This is a genomic window from Gluconobacter albidus, from assembly GCF_002723915.1.
Lineage (GTDB): Bacteria > Pseudomonadota > Alphaproteobacteria > Acetobacterales > Acetobacteraceae > Gluconobacter > Gluconobacter albidus.
Window position 1 is genome coordinate 469,293 of sequence record NZ_BEWL01000001.1, and the last position, 16,704, is coordinate 485,996.

Genomic DNA, 16,704 nt, shown 5'->3' on the forward strand with positions numbered 1-16,704 from the left:
GCAAGATCATGCCCCATTCAGGGCATTTTCCTCTCAGATCGAAACCTTGCGCCCCAGTGTCAGGAACAGTCCCGCATCGAGAATATCTTTCTCGCGATTTTCCATCGTGCGGACGAGTTCCTCATCCTGCCCCCATTTCGCAAGCTGGGACTTTTCGTCGTGATTGGCCCAGAGAACCGTATCCACGAGGCTGACAGCCCCTCCCACGACCGCAAGCGACAGAAGCAGGCTGCCCGTCGCCTGTGCCAGAACGCCCAGAACCGCAAGTTCCAGATCGTCCCGCCCTGCCAGCAACTGGGCCAAAGCGTCCAGATATCCCTCCTGCTGTACGACCGGCATGAGACCATCGGTTACACTCGGGTGGATCCCGTAACCCGAAAGCCAGGCAAAAACCTGCTTCGCAACCGGCCCGATCCCGTCTTCGCAATAACAGAGTCCGTCATCCACCCCGAGTCCGAGGAGCATGTCCCGTGCTGCCCGCGGATCCGGCGCGATCCTCTCGATCATCGTCCCAGCGATCCGGGTCAGGGGCAGCGCATCAGGCGTGAAGGACGCATTTTCCGCAATCCCTCCCCACTCCCCGGCAATAGCCTCGGCCAGAGCAGACGACCGGACGGCCAGAACCCGTCCCTGCGGCAGACGGATCGGCCGTCCATCCAGACGCGGTTCGAACAAGCCGTTCTCGGATACTACCGAAACCGCTTTCCAGAAACGCTTGTGCCCGCTCAATGCAGAACTCCCAGAGCCCGCAGGATGTCCCCGGCTTTCGAATGATGGACCTTGATCGCCTCGGGGGCCGGACCCGGCTGTCCCTCACGCGCAGCAGCGAGGGGCGCCGTGCACGGATCGGCAGCATTACCATCCCCGCCGATCGTTACATGGAAATTGCCGCCCGCATCCCGGTCCTGCGCGACATGCGGTGCATCCAGCGTGCCCGTCAGAACCACGGGTGTGGACGCCCCCGCGCCTTCAAAATCCACCACCGGCAGAAGGCGCAGATCCAGAACCTGCGTCCCAAGACCGACCGTCCCACTCCCGGAGACAGAAAAGCGCCCGGACTGGAGCCCCAGCGTGTCGATATGCGCCATATCGTTTGCGATACTCATATGCAGCCCCAGACACCGCAGCGACCGATCCCCTTTCCCAATGACCACACTGGCCGCAGACCCTGCCATCTGCCCAAGCAGCGCGCTCTGCACCTGACCGTCCACCATCGAGAGGCCCAGATGTCCCTCCAGCGACTGCCGCATTTCGTCAGCGCTGTTGCCCCGGGCCGAGAGATACCCCACGACCTGCACAGGCCCCTGAAGCAGAAGCGGCATTCCAAGCCGCGTCTCCATCAGACCAGCCGGCAGAATGAGCGGCTGGAACGTCACGTTCCCCGTAACCGGAAGCGCACCGGCATCCAGTTCCGCCATCCCTGAAAGCGTCAGCCCCTGCGCCTGCCCGGAAATCGGGTCCAGACGCAGATGCCCGCCCGAAAGCGTCAGGCGCGTCGCCAGACCGGTATACTCCCGCCCCGCAAACACGACGTGATCAGCCGCCAGATGCAGGTTCAGATCCTGCGCCCGCAGACGCCTGACCCAGACTGGCGTGGGATCCGGAGCGCTCTGGATCCCGGCGGACGGATGTTCCTCCGCTTGGGCCGGAACGCTCTTCACGTCCTGCGACGGGCTTTCCGTCGCATTCGGAGCAGCCGCAGCCGGCGCAGCAGCAGCTTTGGGGGCCGGCTCAAGCCAGAGCCCCTTGAGCACGTCCAGATCCATGTTCGCGGCATGAATGTTTCCGCTCACAACCGGCGGCACGCCCTGCCCCAGAACCACCTTCAGAGCCCCATCCACAGACAGTTCCTGACTGCCGAATGTCAGGCCATCAAGCGAAAGGCTTTCGCGGTCATGTGTCTCCAGCGTGCCATGCAGGCTCACATCATGCAGGAGCGCACCCGGCAGATGGAGTGTTTTGCCGCTCCCTTCCGCCACCAGATGCCCACTCTCCGCACCAACCGTTCCCGAAACGGCGACACGGGCCTTGTCCTGCGCATTGAGGGATGGCGCACCGGAGAGGAGCGTGGTCTGGCTGCGCAGTTCCGCCGTCAGCGGCACCGCAGTCTGCAGGCCATTCCGCCAGGCCGTAAGCGCCTGCTGCATCGTCTCGGCCCCGGCTTCCACATGCCACGCCGTATCGCGCCACTGCGTATCCGCCGTGACCGTCAGCGCCGCATCCGGAGCCGCAGCATCAAGATGGAGATTCTGGACCGCACCCTGTCTCAGCCCGACAGAACCGGCATGCAGATGAACGCGCGTGGGCGTCATCGTCTCCACAAGCCGGTGCAGCAGTGCGCTCCCGTCCAGACCGGCCAGCGAACCGGGGCTGCTCTGAAGCGCGACATCTCCGCCCAGAGACGGAACATCCGGCAGATTGGCATGCGGGAACAGACGATGTGCGTCCTGAAGGTTGGGCCACTCGCCCTGAACCGTCAGCAACACGTTTTCCATCCGGGAGGGATTACCGATCCGCCCGTCCAGATTGAGCCAATCCCGCCTGTCGCCCTCACCCAACGTCGTGCCGATGCTGAACGCCCAGGGTTGAGTTCCCTGAATTTGCGACAAATTGCCGATATGCCCCTTCAGCGTGAACGGCGTCCCGGCATGATGGCCCTGAAGGCTGATCCACGGACTGGGGCTGCGCAGCCCCGCCAGATCCAGCACATCCAGACCGAACGATCCGCTGGTGCGGGTCAAACGGTCATTCCAGAGCACGGCGGTCTGCGTGACATGCAGCCCATCAAGCGACAGGTCCCAATGCGCGTGAATCCGCTGGCCGCTCCGTGTCTTCACCGGCAGGGAGGCATCCTCGTCCTCACGATCCGGCGTCAGGGACCAGTTGGCCTGTCCATCCGAACCGCGCACCAGATTGACCGTCGCCTTCTCGATCACAACGTCCTGAAACCGCACCTCACGGTGCAGCAGGGCGAAAATGGCAATCCCCGCATGGATCGTATGAGCCTTGAGAACCGGCGTCTGTCCATCGCGCGTCAGAACGACATCGGAGGCCTCGAAGGCCGGCCAGGGCAGAAGCTGCACCGACGAATGACGGACCTGCATCGAAAGCCCGGTCTGGTGCCTAAGCGCCACGGCCACACGCTCGCGGAGCGCATCCTGATCAATCAGGACATGGGTAGCCACGCTCACACCGACAAAAGCAACGATGACGGCAATCAGACCGCCGGTAAGCTTCTTCATTTCGCAGGCCCCCGGCCCTTGCTGCTGCTCCCGCTGCCCCGAACGCGCTTGGGCGCGGGCGTTTCACCCGGCACGAAGCCCAGCGTCCGGAACGTCTCGCGCATATGCGGCGGCAGAGGGGCCGTCACGATCAGGCGCCCACCGGCAGGATGGGGAATATCAAGCTGGCGCGCATGCAGATGCAGCCGGTCGATGAACCCTTCCGGATGCGCGGCCTTCCCGCCATAGCGCGGATCGCCAAGGATCGGTGTGCCGATGGATTCGGTATGCACACGAAGCTGATGCGTCCGCCCGGTCAGCGGAGACAGCTTCAGCCAGCTCAGCTTCTTTCCGGCCGCGTCCAGCGTCGCATAGTCCGTCTTGGCCGACGCCGCGTCTTCCTCATCGCGTGAGGCCGCGATCACCAGAGCCGCGCCACCCGCACCGATCTTGGCCAGAGGCTGGTCGATGATGCCGGATTCCGGCGAAGGCCGCCCGACAACCACAGCCCAGTACGTCTTCTCCACATCGCGACCGCGGAACGCCGCCGCAAGCTTCGCCGCCACACCTGGCGTGCGCGCAATTAGCAGGATGCCGGACGTATCACGGTCGATGCGGTGCACCAGACGCGGACGATCCCCGCCCTCGGGCCGCAGGCCGTCCAGCATCATGTCCACGTGCTTCGTAATGCCCGGACCGCCCTGCGTCGCAAGACCGGACGGCTTGTCGAGAACCAGCAGATGCTCGTCCTCGTAAATCACCATCTTGCGGATCTCGCGCTCCAGCATCGGGTCCGGTGGGGGCAGCGGAGCGGGCTTGTCCACATCCGGCAGCGGCGGGATGCGAACGCTCTGTCCGGGGATCAGACGTGTATTGGTTTGAACACGGCCTCCCTCCACGCGGATCTGTCCCTTGCGGCACAGCTTCTGGAGCGCGCCCTGCGTCAGATTGGGGTAGTGACGTCTGAACCAGCGGTCGAGGCGAATATCGGCCTCATCCTCGGTCACGATGCGGTTGGTAACTGTCATGGTTCGCGGGATGCCCTCTTGGCGGCCCGCATGTCCAGAAGTTTTCTGATACGCCCCTCATGTCCGCGGTCCGTGGGATGATAAAGGGACGCTCTGGGCATCCCTTCCGGAAAGTAGTTCTGACCCGAAAATGCGTCCTCGCTGTCGTGGTCGTATTCATAGCCCTTGCCGTACCCGATATCCTTCATCAGGGACGTCGGCGCATTCAGAATATGCGACGGCGGCATCAGGCTGCCGGTATCGCGCGCCAGAGCGCGGGCCGCTTTATAAGCCGCATAGACCGCATTGGATTTCGGCGCCGTCGCCAGATGCACAACGACCTGCGCCAGCGCCAGCTCCCCTTCCGGAGAGCCCAGCCGCTCATAGGTCTGCCATCCCGCCACGGCCATCGGCAGCGCGGAGGGATCGGCCTGCCCCACATCCTCGGCTGCGAACCGCGTCAGACGCCGGGCGATGTAGCGCGGGTCCTCCCCGCCCTCCAGCATCCGCGCGAACCAGTACAGAGCAGCATCCGGATCACTGCCCCGCAGCGATTTGTGTAGGGCGGAAATGAGGTTGTAGTGCTCTTCCCGGTCCCGGTCATAGAGGATCGCCCGACGGGACAGGATCGCCGCCAGATCGCGCGGCGTCAGTACTTTCGAGGGGTCAAGCGCCACAAGCTGCTCGACCATGTTCAGCAGATACCGCCCGTCCCCATCCGCCATGGCCCGCAGACTGGCCCGCGCTTCGGGATCGAGCGGCAGCGGACGGCCGACTTCCTCTTCCGCATGTTCCAGCAGGCTCTCAAGGCTCGCATCATCCAGCCGGTTCAGCACCAGAACCTGACACCGCGAGAGCAATGCCGCATTCAGCGCAAAAGACGGGTTCTCGGTCGTCGCACCCACCAGAACCACCGTCCCGCGCTCCACATAAGGCAGAAACCCGTCCTGCTGTGCGCGATTGAAGCGATGGATCTCGTCCACGAACAGCAGCGTGCCCTTGCCGGTCGCCGCCTGTTTCTGATCCGCTTCCTCGAACGCCCGGCGCAGATCCGCCACGCCCGAAAAGACCGCCGAAATCTGGGAATAAAACAGCCCGGCCCGTCCTGCGAGCAGCCGCGCGATCGTCGTCTTGCCACATCCCGGACCACCCCACAGAATCAGGCTGGACAGCGTCCCGCGCGCCAGCATCCGGGTCAGTGTCCCCTCAGGCCCAAGCAGATGATCCTGCCCCTGCACGTCTTCCAGCCGCTTCGGCCGAAGACGATCCGCCAGAGGCTGCGTGCGCGATGGGGGACGCCGCTGCACCTGCGGTGCTTCGACCGAACGCTCTCGCCGCGCAGGCTCCGGAGCATGGGCGGGCGGGCGCTTCGCCCCGGGAGCGCCGCCGAAAAGATCTGTCATGTCTGTCACTGGCGTCCCCCGCTCCGCGAATGTCCTTCGAATTCTTCCCCAGATATGGGACGTTCGGCCCGTCAGGATAATCCCTGACCGCTCTCTTAATGCAGAATACGCCGCAGAACGCCCGGCAACAGCATCGACAGCGGATTGACCGACAGATCGGGTTTTTCAACCGTTCCATGCAGCTCAAACGTCGCCGCAAGCAGTCCGCCGCCCTTTTCGGGGGCCATCAGATGCCCCAGAACCGGCAGCTTTCCCGGAAGCGCATTCAGCCCGAAAACCGGCACGATCGTCCCGTTGAGGTTCAGTCCGGACGTCTTCAGATCAATCGGCCCTTCCATCGTGGCGCCCAGCGCCTGATTGCCGATCACCCCGTCATGCAGCACCAGCATGTTCCCCGCCAGAGTGAGCCGCGTGGAGAGGTGGCTGATCTCGAACCGGTCCAGATGATTGGTCAGCCAGTGCAGCGGTGAGAGGTCGGAGACTGCCGTCAGCGTCAGCGGCGGCCGCAGGAACTCCGACGGCCCCATGTCCACATGCCCCCGGAACGGCGGCAGGCCTCCCCACAGACCCGCCGACTTCGCACTCCGCCCTTCCGGAACCTTCCGCACGCTGGTTTCGTCCGGCGTAAAAACCCCTTCCAGATGCGTCTTCCCGCCCTGAATACGATCATACAGCCCCAGATTTTTCAGCAGCAGGCCCAGATTGTCGATATCCAGCACGAACGGATGCTCACGCCCCGTATCGTCCAGAACCGCCCGCACCCGGGTCGGCGCATCCAGCGCAAACCGCCCCGATGTCAGATGTCCGTTGCGCAGTTCGATCTGCGAGACGACACCCCCCACCTGCGCCTTCGGACCATAATAGACATGCGGCGCGTTCAGCGCGATGGACCAGCTGTCGCCCATGGGCGCGCTTTTCCCGCCCGGTCCGCCCTGCGATCCGGTATCCGCCACCGCTGGATGCGGCGCGAACATCGGCGCCAGATCCAGCGGATCGGCATCGACCGTCACGCCGACCGGCTGTTCCGCGCTCTGCGGCAGGGCAATGCGTGCATCTCCCTGCGTCCGCCCGATACGGAAACCTTCCAGCACGATCCCGGTCAGCCTGCCTGCACGTGTGACGCCCCTGCCCGCCACGGAAAGATCAGTCCCGTGCGCCTGCAAGCCGTCCAGAGCCGACATTTTCCCGTTCTGAAACGCGATATGCACCATGGCCGTCGCAGGCTCACCCAAGGGCTTGGCCCAGATCGGCACGCTCAGAGCGGCCTGGGCCATGTCCAGCGACAGTTTCAGATCAGACGCCTCGTTGGCCTGCTGCACGAAATGCGCATTCAGGACTGCATGGCCATCAAACAGCCCCACCGGCGCGATCCGCGCCTTGGCCACAGACTGTGGGTCCAGAACCGAGCGCGCATCAATCGTCTGCAACACGCGCGACGGCGCCCCGCCCCGGAAATTCTCGTGCAGGACGACATGCGTGGGAATCCCCGCAAGCTGACCCTCTCCCGTCAGGTCCAGCGCATCCTCGGTGGCGGACATCCTGCCCGCAGCGCCATCCACCGCACGCCCCATCAGGACATTACCCAGATGCACGCCCGAGAACGCAGCCTGCGTCCAGACATGCAGCGCTCCGTCCGGAATATGCGCCACAAGCGGCAGCGTCATGCGGACATGCGCGTCCACCATGCCCCCGGGCTGTGTGAACGGCAGCGGATGCCGCGACAGCAGATGCAGCCTCGGATGCGCCAGAGCGGACATGAACGCCGCCAGAGGTCCCGTCAGATGCGTGGAAATATCGCCCGTCTGGTCCTTGGCGTAGAGCTTGCCAATCCGGATTTCTCCCTCGGGCAGCAGCACGTTCTGCTTCACATCCGTGGGCTGGACACCATGGCTCAGATCAATAACGAGCGTTTCCGGACCATCGAAATGCAGCGACGCATCAAGCCCTGTGGCCGGAGGAACAGGACGCAGCCAGTGAACCGTCAGCCCATGTCCCGTCAGCTTTCCCTCGACGGAAGTCGGCAGGATCCTGTCCAGGCCATGATCGCTGTGCAGATGGGCTTTGACGTGAAGATCCCGCCCGTTCCCATCCGTAATGTTCTTTGAAACCCAGCGGCGGCCACCCTTGACGATCGTTGCGGGCCAGATGGACCCCAGCGTTGCAAAACGGATCGTATCCAGCCCGGCCTCCGCGTCGCCATCCAGAACGTTCGGCCTGAGTAGATTGTCCAGCCTGACACCGGCTGAAGCCTGCAGATGGGTCAGCTCACCGTTGGTATCCGCCACGTCCAGCGTTGCTGAAGGCACGGCGAGCCGCGCGCCACCCTTCAGCCCCGGCCGATCCATCCGCAGATGCACACGCGCCTGTCCCGCATGAAGATGGAGCGGATCGGCGATTTTCTGAAAAACCTTCCCCTCCCCGAGAGACAGGTTCAGCGTCAGTTCCGACGGCAGCGCATCCATGCCCTGCGGCACAAAGACCGCATCCGCCCCGATGGACACGGGAACGTGCCAGTCCGCAGCCACGGGGTTGAAAATCCCGAGCTGTGCCGGCTCAAATGGCGTCGCCTCCAGATGCAGCACACCGTTATGCCCGACCTGGCGCGCCTGCGCCGTCAGGGTGGTGCGGAAACCGTCGAGCGCAATCGTGGTATGCCCGGACCCGACCCAGACGAAATCCCGTGAGTGCGGCGCCACCCGGATCCGGCGCGCTTTCATGTCCACGTCTCCGATCACAGCGGTCCGGTCCTTTGGAAGCCCGGCTAAGGTGATGGAAACATTATGGACATCTACGGCCCGCAGACGGTCGAGCCGTGTCGGCACGCCCCGGCCACCCCGTTTCTGCTCCGGCAGATCCATGTCCACATCGCCGTCTGGCAGACGGCGCAGGGCCAGAGTGGCGCCTTCAAGACGCAGGGTCCGAGGCGCAATCACGCCTTCAAAAAGCGCACTCAGCGAGAGAACAGCATCGGCCTCAGTCGCGCGTTCTGCCACCAGATTGTCAAACCGGGTGACTTTCAGTCCACGCGCCATCAGCACCAGCCCGGCCGGAACACCGCCCGCGCTCGGCTGCCACTGGATCCAGAGCCTGTCCCAGCTCAGGCGACCAGCCGGGTGCCCGGGACGTTTGCCCGCCGCGATCGAGACCGGCTCCACGAGATGGGAGACGCGCGTAATATCCACGGGGCCATGGGCCAGTTTCCACAGGAACACACTGCCTGCCGCAGCCGCGAGCGCGACCGGCGTCACGCAGATCAGCGCGGCCCAGCGCGCAACATGCCAGTGTCGCGGCATATGCGGCCCCGGGCAGAACGGATGCAGACGCCTGCGAGGAGGACGCGGGAAGTCGTGGACGGCCATAGACGGTCATCGGCGCGTTTCCGGCCTGTCTCCCTCGTGAGAGTTGGGGGTGTAAGCCCTCAGGCTTCCGGAAGGTTCCGGAAAGCCTCCGCCACCAGAGCGGCATGTGCAGCAGGTTTTACCTTCCGCCACACGTTACGGATGACGCCCTGGCCATCCACCAGAAAGGAACTGCGCTCCATCCCCATATAGGTCCGGCCATACATGGATTTCTCAACCCAGGTTCCGTAAGCCTCGGCGACGGCATGGTCCTCGTCCGAGGCCAGCGGGAACTTCAGACCATATTTCGTGGCGAATTTCTCAATTTTCGCCACAGGGTCCGGGCTCACACCGATGATCGTCAGACCCTCGGCATCAAATTCGGGCAGAACCTCCTGAAGACCACAGGCCTGCGTCGTACAGCCGGGCGTGTCGGCTTTCGGATAGAAATACAGCAGATAAGGCGTCCCGCTCAGCGCGGCACTGCTCACAGTGCGCCCGGAAGAAGCGGGAAGCGTAAAATCTGGCGCCCGGTCGCCCGGTTGCAGGTCTGTATTCTGTGAAGAAACGGTCATAAGCGGCATGATTGCCCGACCCGTCCGATCCGATCAAGGCAAACCGGACGAAAACCGTTCAGTATTCCGGGATCAGTATCCCGGATACATCACAACGGGGGGCGGCCCGTAAACCACCCGTGGCGGAGGCGCATAGACGACCGGCGGCGGAGCATAGACCACCTGTGGCGGCGGAGGCGGCGGAGCATAGGGCTGTGCCAGAAGGGCACCGCCTACAGCGCCCAGAGCCAGACCACCCAGAATGCCGCCAACAATGGCGCCGGAATGGTTGTGATACCCGCCATGCCAGCCACCGCGCCCACTGCCGGGCGGGCCGCCATATCCATAACCGCGACCGTAGCCCGGACCATATCCCGGCCCGCCTCCATGCCAGTGAGCCTGTGCCTGCGGCACGACAGCATTCGGGACGATTGCGGAACCGATCAGCAGCGGAGCGGCCATAAGAACTGCACGTGTGATGCGACGCATGGCATCTTTCTCCTCGAAACACGTGGTCCGGAAGAGCCGGTCAAAAACAGGCTTTTCCGTCCATGAGAAAGATCATGCCCGCTGAAAATGGCAGCAAGAGGCGCCAATCATGGCAGGAGCCGGACAAATTGTAACAGACACCGGCCCCATCCCGGAGCCTCCGGCTCAGCGCGGCGACTCGACCCGGCGATAACCCGGCGGCGGGTCGAAAACCTCCAGCGGCTGCGGAGAACGACTGACCGAAACCGCTTCCACGACCGGCTTTCCGTCATGAACCGCCCCCAGCATCAACCCGTCCTCCGTGTAACAGAAGGTGGTCGGATGGCGGTCGGTGTCCGTACTTTCCCAGATCGTGCAGGCTTCCCCGGCGATCCGGCCCTGCCCCATTCTGCGCCATGATCCGGCGGCAGGGGTTCCGGGGACCGCAAAGCTCCCGCCCGGCGCGGGCATGACCGTGGCCGTGCGCTTCGTCCCATCCAGCACCATCAGAATATGGGTGTGATAATCCGTCAGCATGACCGTGGCCGACCCTTCGGGCTCGATCCGCTGCCGCCACGACGTGGACGTCCAGCGCATCCGTTGATGCAGATGCTGTCCGGCAGGACCCGTCAGAACATAGTCGATATCGGCATCATGCAGCGGCGTCACGAGCGGGGCCTGCGCCTGAAGCGGAGCGGAGCCTGAAACGTCCGCCTTTGCTGAAAATCCGACCACAGCCCCCATCAGCACACAGACCGCCGTTCCCGCTGCACGCAACACCGTCAGTCTCATTTGCGATTTCCATTGGCCGGGCCACTCGGCGGTTGATCCGGCGCGGACACGGAGCCATCCCCTGAAGAATCATTGGAAACGGACGGCTGCGTCGTATCGGGCTGAGCACTCTGCCCCGGCAACAGTGTCGTATGCGCACCCGGCGTTGTCGTGGCCGGGGCGGGCGTATCCCTGTCTCCGATCACGGGCGTATCGGAATCCGACACATCGGGGGCTGCGGCCTCATGCGTGGTCGTCTTCATCTCCGAGCCGGCATCAGTACCCGACGCCTCAGGCACCGGAGAGGGCGTCGCACTGCCCGCCTGGCTCTGATGGGCCGGACGCATTTTCGGCTCCAGCACATGAAACCCTGCCGGAGGCTCGAACGTGGACGACGGAATGTCCTGATAGGACACCGAAAGCGCCTTGATGGAGCCTTCCACGCCGTCCGCATCCACACCATTTTCCGCCAGAATGACGCCGTCCTGCGTCACGCAGGCGCTGGCCTTGCCGTGGCTGCTCTGGATGGTCCAGCGGTCGCACGCAACACCCGCCACGGTGTCATGACCGGCGGCCTTATACTGCATGTCCAGATCGAGCATGAACGGATTGTGCAGACCGTGGCTCGGATGAAGGCGCGTATAGACCTGCTGCTTCATCATCACGAGCGTGACCTGCTGCGCCGGGCGGTCAAGAATCGTCACCCCGTTGCCATCCTGCGAATCGATCCGCAACAGGTCTCCCGCGCCCGAGAACGCTACCCGGACGGTATCGGGATGGCCTTTCGCCGTGCTCGACGGCGTGGAAAGCTCATATACGACCGTAACATCCCGCGTCGGCGTCAGACGTGGATGCTCGTCTGCACGAGCCCGGCCCGCCAGAGACAACACGGCCGCCAGCAGCCCGAGCGGCGCGGCAGACATGAGGAGGGAGCGCGTGAAAACAGTCATGGCGGATCTCCGGCAGGCGCGCGCCCGGGAAGTGAACGCAGGGACGCGATGGATTCACGCAGGGCCTGAAGACTGAAATCGTCAGGCCAGACCGCACGCACGGTCAGCGCCTGATGAAGCAGGGACTGATAATCCTCCGCCGGAATCCCGATCCCACCCAGCCCCGTCAGATGGGGCGTGGTGTATTGCGTATCCAGCAGCGTGTATCGCCCCTGTCGCAGCCCTGCGACAAGATGGACCAGCGCCACCTTAGAAGCATCACGTTCCCGCGAAAACATGCTCTCGCCGAAAAAAGCCCCCCGCAGCGACACACCATACAGGCCACCCACCAGCGCCTCACCGTCCCAGACTTCAATGGAATGGGCGTTTCCCTGACGGTGCAGGACACCATAAAGATGTCGGATGCGCGCGCTGATCCATGTCGTCTCGCGCCCCGGAGCAGCTTCGGCACAGGCGAGCATGACGTCATCGAACGCCCGGTCCGCCGTCACCGTCATCCTGCCCGACATCACGAGACGCATGAGCTTTTTCGGAACATGCATCCCGTCCAGCGGCATGATCCCGCGTTCTTCAGGCAGATACCATGTCAGTTCCGCGCTTTCCGCGTCCGGGGCCATGGGAAAAATTCCCGAGGCATAGGCCTGAAGCAGCAGGTCCGGCGTTATCTCGTCCATGATGACACAGTCTTTATCCGTTTCCTGAACCGCGGCGTCGCAGACCACGTGCGTGAAGCGCGCCGCCGTGGAGCCTGCCGCGCGAAATCATGGCCGTACGGCCAGCGACCATGATAAGGGTGGCATGCCATAGGGAGACCGCCAGTGCCGCTTGCCTTCATTTACGCCATCATTCTCGTCATACTTGGCGTCCTGCGCCTGCTGATGCCCGAAACACACGGCCTGATGATGGTTCTAGCCAAAGTCAGCGCGACCTGTCTGGTCATCTCGGCCCTCATAGACCTGTGGATGATGCGTGAGGGCAAGCCTCCCCCGTCCCTGACCGAGGCCTCCTTCACAACAGACTGATCAGCACAAGCATCAAACCAGCCATTGAAATGCCCCAGATCAGACTGCGGATCGCACCCCATCCCAAGGCATAGGCCGGGATATAGATCGCCCGCATCAGAAAATAGATCCCGGCCCCCCAGCCCGTCAGCGGGCTGTAACGGCCCGAGACCCAGGACAGCAGGACAGCGCCGATGAAAATCGGTAGCGTCTCCGCCAGATTGGCCTGCGCACGTTTCAGCCGCGCCGCCATCCCGGTGTAACGGGGAGGTTCCCCGTCACGGTTGCTGCTCGCCCATTGCAGCCCGTCCTGCTGGCGGCAGGCGGCAGCGGTCAGGAAGAGCTGAACGAACGCCAGCACCAGTGTCCATCCAAGCCAGACAAGACCGAGCGGCATGGGCGTTTCTCCGGGAAATCCTGAAAATCAGGAAAATGTTTCAGATGTGCCCATTCCCCCTGCACGCAGGTCGGCAGCAGCCTCCTTAACGGCCAGCCCATGGGTGCGTTCCAGACGACGGATTGTGAAATGGGCCCGCGCCAGCGCCCGGTAATGCGCCAGAAATGCCGTGTTGAGCGACGCCCCGCACAAAGCCCCCGCCACCGGCACCATCTGCAACGCGAACTTGCGCGACAGGCCGATTCCGTAATGCGACGCCACTTCCGCCATCAGCATCACGATGGGGCGTCCCCGCAGCAGCGCACGCGCCGAGAAGAAACCCAGTTCACCTTCCTCGTCGCTCTGACGCGCCGGGAAACTACGCAGCGCAAAGACTTCCAGACACGCCCGGCGCGTATCCTCGTTGCGCAGATCCTCGCCTTCCTCGCGGGCGATGCGGGCGATTTCGCGCATGATGGCCAGCGTCGTGAAGCCGACATCCGGCGCAAGACCAAAAATCCCCCCGAAACCGCCCAGCGCACCTGAGACGGCAACCGCGGCCTGCCCCAGGTTCTCACGCATGGGATCACGCGGGGCGGGCGCATCGTTGTCGATACCCAGAACAGCCACGCGGAACGCACGTTCGATGGCCATTTCCGCCGTCTTGTGGAATTTTTCCTGCACCGCCGGGGCCAGTCCGAGTCCCTGCATGCCGAGTCGCGTGGCCTGTCCGACCGCGCCGCCCATCAGGTCGGCCAGCCGCACGAGAACCCCACGGCCCTGCTCCACCTTTTCAAGGACCGACTGAAGCTGTGCCAGGGAATCCCCGTCCAGCGCCGCCGAGGCGAATTTGCTGGTCGGAAGCTGCGTGTCATTCACTGAGGTCATGACGATCAAAACTCCTGTTCGTAAGACCCGAAACCGTTTACCGGATAGCAGGTTTCATATCCTAACATGGCACCATCATGGGGATATCGGCGCCATAAGACTACCCGGGCCAACTATCCGGACGAGCACCGTCGGGGTGAGGAGAATTATACCAATGACCGCATTATCGCGCTGGATCCTGTCTGCTCCGCTGGCCGTCAGCCTCCTCGTTCCGGCCGCTTCCCCGGCTTTTGCCGCCCAGGCCCACCCCCGCCATCATGCCTCTCACGGGACGGCCAACCTGCCGCAGATGGGGCCGACTGCCGGACAGATCGTCGGCGCACCGGCAAAGCCGCTGACCCCGGCCCAGCAGGCTGCGCTCCCCGATGAAGGCGCCCCGCCTCCCCCGCATGGCTATACGGAAGTGGAAGACTCGGAAACCGCCCTCGCCAGCTACAGCGACCGGGTGCGGACGCATCTGCCGGTCGGCATGCCAGGCCCGAACGCGCAGCAGAAAACCAACGGCCCCAACAACCTGCCGTCCCATTTCTCCCTGTTCGGCATGCCGGTGAAGTTCAACGCGCCCGTGCAGTCCCCTTATGAAGATGAAGATTCACCGACGAGCTATGCCGGTCATCCGGTCAATGGCCAGACGAATATCCTCGTGAACGGCGACGCCTCTCCCATTCATTAAGAAAGACGCACCCACTCCCCGATCTGCGTCAGGTGACGGAACTCCTCCTCCGTCACCGGTGCTACGGACAGTCTGGACTGTTTGAGCAGTGCCATGTCCGCCAGAGCCGGGTCAGCCTTGATCTCGGCGAGGCTCACGGGACGGGTTAAAGCCCCCATCACCTTCACATCCACACAGACCCAGCGCGGATCATCCGCAGTCGGGTCCGGATAGGCCTCCCGCACGACTTGCACCACGCCCACAATCCGTTTTTCGCTGACGGAATGATAGAAAAACGCCAGATCGCCGTTTTTCATGGCCGAGAGGTTGTTGCGCGCCTGATAGTTGCGCACCCCCGTCCACGGCTCGACGCCGTTCTGGACCTGCTGCGCCCACGAGAACGCCTCGGGTTCCGATTTCACCAGCCAGAAAGCCATCTCTCACTCCCGCCACAAAGGCCATCCCAAGAGCCACCTCGGGGCCGCCCTGGGGCATTTAGCGCTCAATTCCGTGAAACGTGATAACAGTGATCGGAACAATGGGACAACGCGCCTCTTCCGAATATGATTGCTTCGGACTATTTCAATGGGGAACCTGTCGCGGGAAACCCATCGCCGCGTTGCCACTCTGCCGAGGTCCGTGTCCCAGTGCGCCCTACCCCCAACCTGCTCCATCGCTATGCCAATCCGGGGCAGTTCCTGCGTCTGGCGCGCACGCTGCTGCCTTGGCTGACGGCTGGCGCGATCGTGTTTCTCGTGGTCGGCGTCATCTGGGGGCTGTTCATCGCCCCGGCCGACTGGCAGCAGGGCGACACCGTGCGCATCATGTATGTGCATGTTCCGATGGCCTGGCTGGCATCGTCCTGCTACCTCGGGCTTGCAGCCTGCGGCGTGCTTTCGCTGGTCTGGCGACACCCGCTGGCCGATCTGGCCGCCATTGAAATCGGACCCGTCGGCGCCTGCGCCGCCGCTTTGTGCCTGATTACGGGCTCGCTGTGGGGTGAGCCGATGTGGGGCACCTGGTGGGTCTGGGACGCGCGCCTGACCTCCATGCTGGTGCTGTTCTTCCTGTATCTCGGCCATATCGCCCTGATCCGCGCCTTCGATGAGCCTGCTCGCGGCCAGCGCGCCGCCGCGATCCTCGCTCTGGCCGGCGTCATCGACCTTCCGATCATCAAGTTCAGCGTCCAGTGGTGGAACACCCTGCACCAGCCCGACAGCATCACCCTGACCGGCGCCCCCACCATGTCCATGATGATGCTCTGGCCGCTGCTGATCTGCACGATCGGCTTCACACTCGGTGTTGCGGCCGTCATTTTCACCCGGCTCAGCGCCGCCATCCATGAAAGCCGCGCACGCCAGATGATGGCCCGTTCGCGTCTCGACCGCAGGGACAGTCAAGCAGCATGATGCATCTCCCGAACCACTGGCCGTATATCGCGGCCTCCTATGCCCTGACACTGGGCTGCTCCCTTGTCCTCGGTGTTGGTGCCGCCCTGCGCCTTCGGAAGTCCAAGGCCCGTCTGGCCGCCGTCGAAGGCCATGCCCGCCGTCGTGAAAGGTCAGCCTCATGACCCGCAAGACCCGTCGTCTCTGGATCGTCATTGCCTGTCTGGCCTGTGTCGGCTCGGCCGCCGCCCTGACGCTGCGGGCCTTTTCGTCCAACATCGTCTTTTTCATGGCGCCGTCGCAGGTGAAGGCCAGTCCGCCCTCACCCGATCGCACCATCCGCCTCGGCGGCATGGTCATGGCCGGCAGCCTGCATCGCATCAACGAAAACGGCACCCCCGTGAACGCCTTTCAGGTGACGGACGGACAGGCTGCGGTCGAGGTCCATTACACCGGAATCCTCCCTGACCTGTTCCGCGAAGGACAGAGCGTTGTCGCCCTCGGCACCGTCCAGAAAGACGGTGGTTTCACCGCCAGCGAAGTCCTCGCCAAGCATGACGAGACCTACATGCCCAAGGAAGTCGCGGACGAACTCAAGCGTACCGGCAAATGGGACCCGCGCTTCGGCAAAGCGCCGGACGCGTCGAGCTGGGACACCATGACCGCAAAGAAAGCAGGGGGCTGATC

Annotated in this window: 18 protein-coding genes; 5 read left to right on the plus strand and 13 right to left on the minus strand. The window is 63.7% G+C overall.

All coding sequences use genetic code 11. The features are described 5' to 3' along the window. Positions 1-33: 33 nt before the first annotated feature. The 10 genes from GAL01_RS02235 to aat all read right to left on the minus strand — a co-directional run bounded on the left by GAL01_RS02235 (position 34) and on the right by aat (position 12,386). Entirely contained in the window at positions 34-729 is a 696-nt protein-coding gene (locus GAL01_RS02235; protein ID WP_062030084.1) for an ATP12 family protein, read from the minus strand. Beyond that, positions 726-3,242: an AsmA family protein gene (locus tag GAL01_RS02240; protein ID WP_062030086.1), complete on the minus strand. Its 2,517-nt coding sequence runs from the start codon at positions 3,240-3,242 to the stop codon at positions 726-728. The genes GAL01_RS02235 and GAL01_RS02240 overlap by 4 nt, the downstream gene beginning before the upstream one ends. Further along, complete coding sequence (locus GAL01_RS02245; protein ID WP_062030088.1) at positions 3,239-4,249, minus strand: RluA family pseudouridine synthase; 1,011 nt, start codon at positions 4,247-4,249, stop codon at positions 3,239-3,241. The genes GAL01_RS02240 and GAL01_RS02245 overlap by 4 nt, the downstream gene beginning before the upstream one ends. Beyond that, a complete protein-coding gene (locus GAL01_RS02250) occupies positions 4,246-5,631 on the minus strand; it encodes a replication-associated recombination protein A (RefSeq protein WP_169926391.1) in 1,386 nt (461 codons plus the stop codon). The genes GAL01_RS02245 and GAL01_RS02250 overlap by 4 nt, the downstream gene beginning before the upstream one ends. Before the next feature lie 95 nt (positions 5,632-5,726). Next, positions 5,727-8,924 (minus strand): DUF3971 domain-containing protein, encoded by a 3,198-nt coding sequence (locus GAL01_RS02255; RefSeq protein WP_255308564.1) that lies wholly within the window; start codon positions 8,922-8,924, stop codon positions 5,727-5,729. 125 nt (positions 8,925-9,049) lie between these two features. Beyond that, complete coding sequence (gene bcp, locus GAL01_RS02260) at positions 9,050-9,553, minus strand: thioredoxin-dependent thiol peroxidase (protein WP_082790719.1); 504 nt, start codon at positions 9,551-9,553, stop codon at positions 9,050-9,052. Positions 9,554-9,616: 63 nt separating this feature from the next. Further along, the gene (locus tag GAL01_RS02265; protein WP_062030094.1) at positions 9,617-10,012 is read right to left on the minus strand and encodes a hypothetical protein; all 396 of its coding nucleotides are present in this window, start codon (positions 10,010-10,012) and stop codon (positions 9,617-9,619) included. Positions 10,013-10,177: 165 nt separating this feature from the next. Beyond that, positions 10,178-10,783 carry a hypothetical protein gene (locus GAL01_RS02270; RefSeq protein WP_062030096.1) on the minus strand — a complete coding sequence of 202 codons (606 nt, stop codon included), beginning with the start codon at positions 10,781-10,783 and terminating at the stop codon, positions 10,178-10,180. After that, entirely contained in the window at positions 10,780-11,712 is a 933-nt protein-coding gene (locus tag GAL01_RS02275) for a hypothetical protein (RefSeq protein ID WP_062030098.1), read from the minus strand. Before GAL01_RS02275 ends, GAL01_RS02270 begins: the two co-directional genes overlap by 4 nt. Then, on the minus strand, positions 11,709-12,386 hold the full coding sequence (gene aat, locus GAL01_RS02280) for a leucyl/phenylalanyl-tRNA--protein transferase (RefSeq protein ID WP_062030191.1): 678 nt from the start codon (positions 12,384-12,386) through the stop codon (positions 11,709-11,711). Before aat ends, GAL01_RS02275 begins: the two co-directional genes overlap by 4 nt. A gap of 144 nt (positions 12,387-12,530) precedes the next feature. Here aat and GAL01_RS02285 point away from each other — a divergent pair, with 144 nt between their 5' ends. Continuing rightward, positions 12,531-12,734, plus strand: a complete 204-nt coding sequence (locus GAL01_RS02285; RefSeq protein ID WP_062030105.1) for a hypothetical protein — start codon at positions 12,531-12,533, stop codon at positions 12,732-12,734. Here the strand turns inward: GAL01_RS02285 and GAL01_RS02290 are convergent. Further along, entirely contained in the window at positions 12,721-13,110 is a 390-nt protein-coding gene (locus GAL01_RS02290) for an MAPEG family protein (protein ID WP_062030107.1), read from the minus strand. The genes GAL01_RS02285 and GAL01_RS02290 overlap by 14 nt on opposite strands. Before the next feature lie 27 nt (positions 13,111-13,137). Continuing rightward, complete coding sequence (locus tag GAL01_RS02295) at positions 13,138-13,977, minus strand: EcsC family protein (protein WP_062030109.1); 840 nt, start codon at positions 13,975-13,977, stop codon at positions 13,138-13,140. A 154-nt stretch (positions 13,978-14,131) separates the two neighbouring features. Between GAL01_RS02295 and GAL01_RS02300 the strand changes: the two genes are divergently transcribed. Then, a complete protein-coding gene (locus GAL01_RS02300; RefSeq protein ID WP_062030112.1) occupies positions 14,132-14,650 on the plus strand; it encodes a hypothetical protein in 519 nt (172 codons plus the stop codon). Here the strand turns inward: GAL01_RS02300 and GAL01_RS02305 are convergent. Next, positions 14,647-15,066, minus strand: a complete 420-nt coding sequence (locus GAL01_RS02305; protein ID WP_062030114.1) for an EVE domain-containing protein — start codon at positions 15,064-15,066, stop codon at positions 14,647-14,649. The genes GAL01_RS02300 and GAL01_RS02305 overlap by 4 nt on opposite strands. 210 nt (positions 15,067-15,276) lie before the next feature. On the opposite strand from GAL01_RS02305, the gene GAL01_RS02310 reads away from it, so the two are divergent. The 3 genes from GAL01_RS02310 to ccmE are packed head-to-tail and all read left to right on the plus strand — an operon-like array spanning position 15,277 to position 16,702. Beyond that, on the plus strand, positions 15,277-16,038 hold the full coding sequence (locus GAL01_RS02310; protein WP_062030193.1) for a heme ABC transporter permease: 762 nt from the start codon (positions 15,277-15,279) through the stop codon (positions 16,036-16,038). Further along, a complete protein-coding gene (locus tag GAL01_RS15630) occupies positions 16,035-16,202 on the plus strand; it encodes a hypothetical protein (RefSeq protein WP_167315815.1) in 168 nt (55 codons plus the stop codon). The genes GAL01_RS02310 and GAL01_RS15630 overlap by 4 nt, the downstream gene beginning before the upstream one ends. Beyond that, positions 16,199-16,702, plus strand: coding sequence for a cytochrome c maturation protein CcmE (ccmE, locus tag GAL01_RS02315; RefSeq protein WP_062030116.1), 504 nt, complete (start codon positions 16,199-16,201; stop codon positions 16,700-16,702). The genes GAL01_RS15630 and ccmE overlap by 4 nt, the downstream gene beginning before the upstream one ends. Positions 16,703-16,704 lie beyond the last annotated feature (2 nt).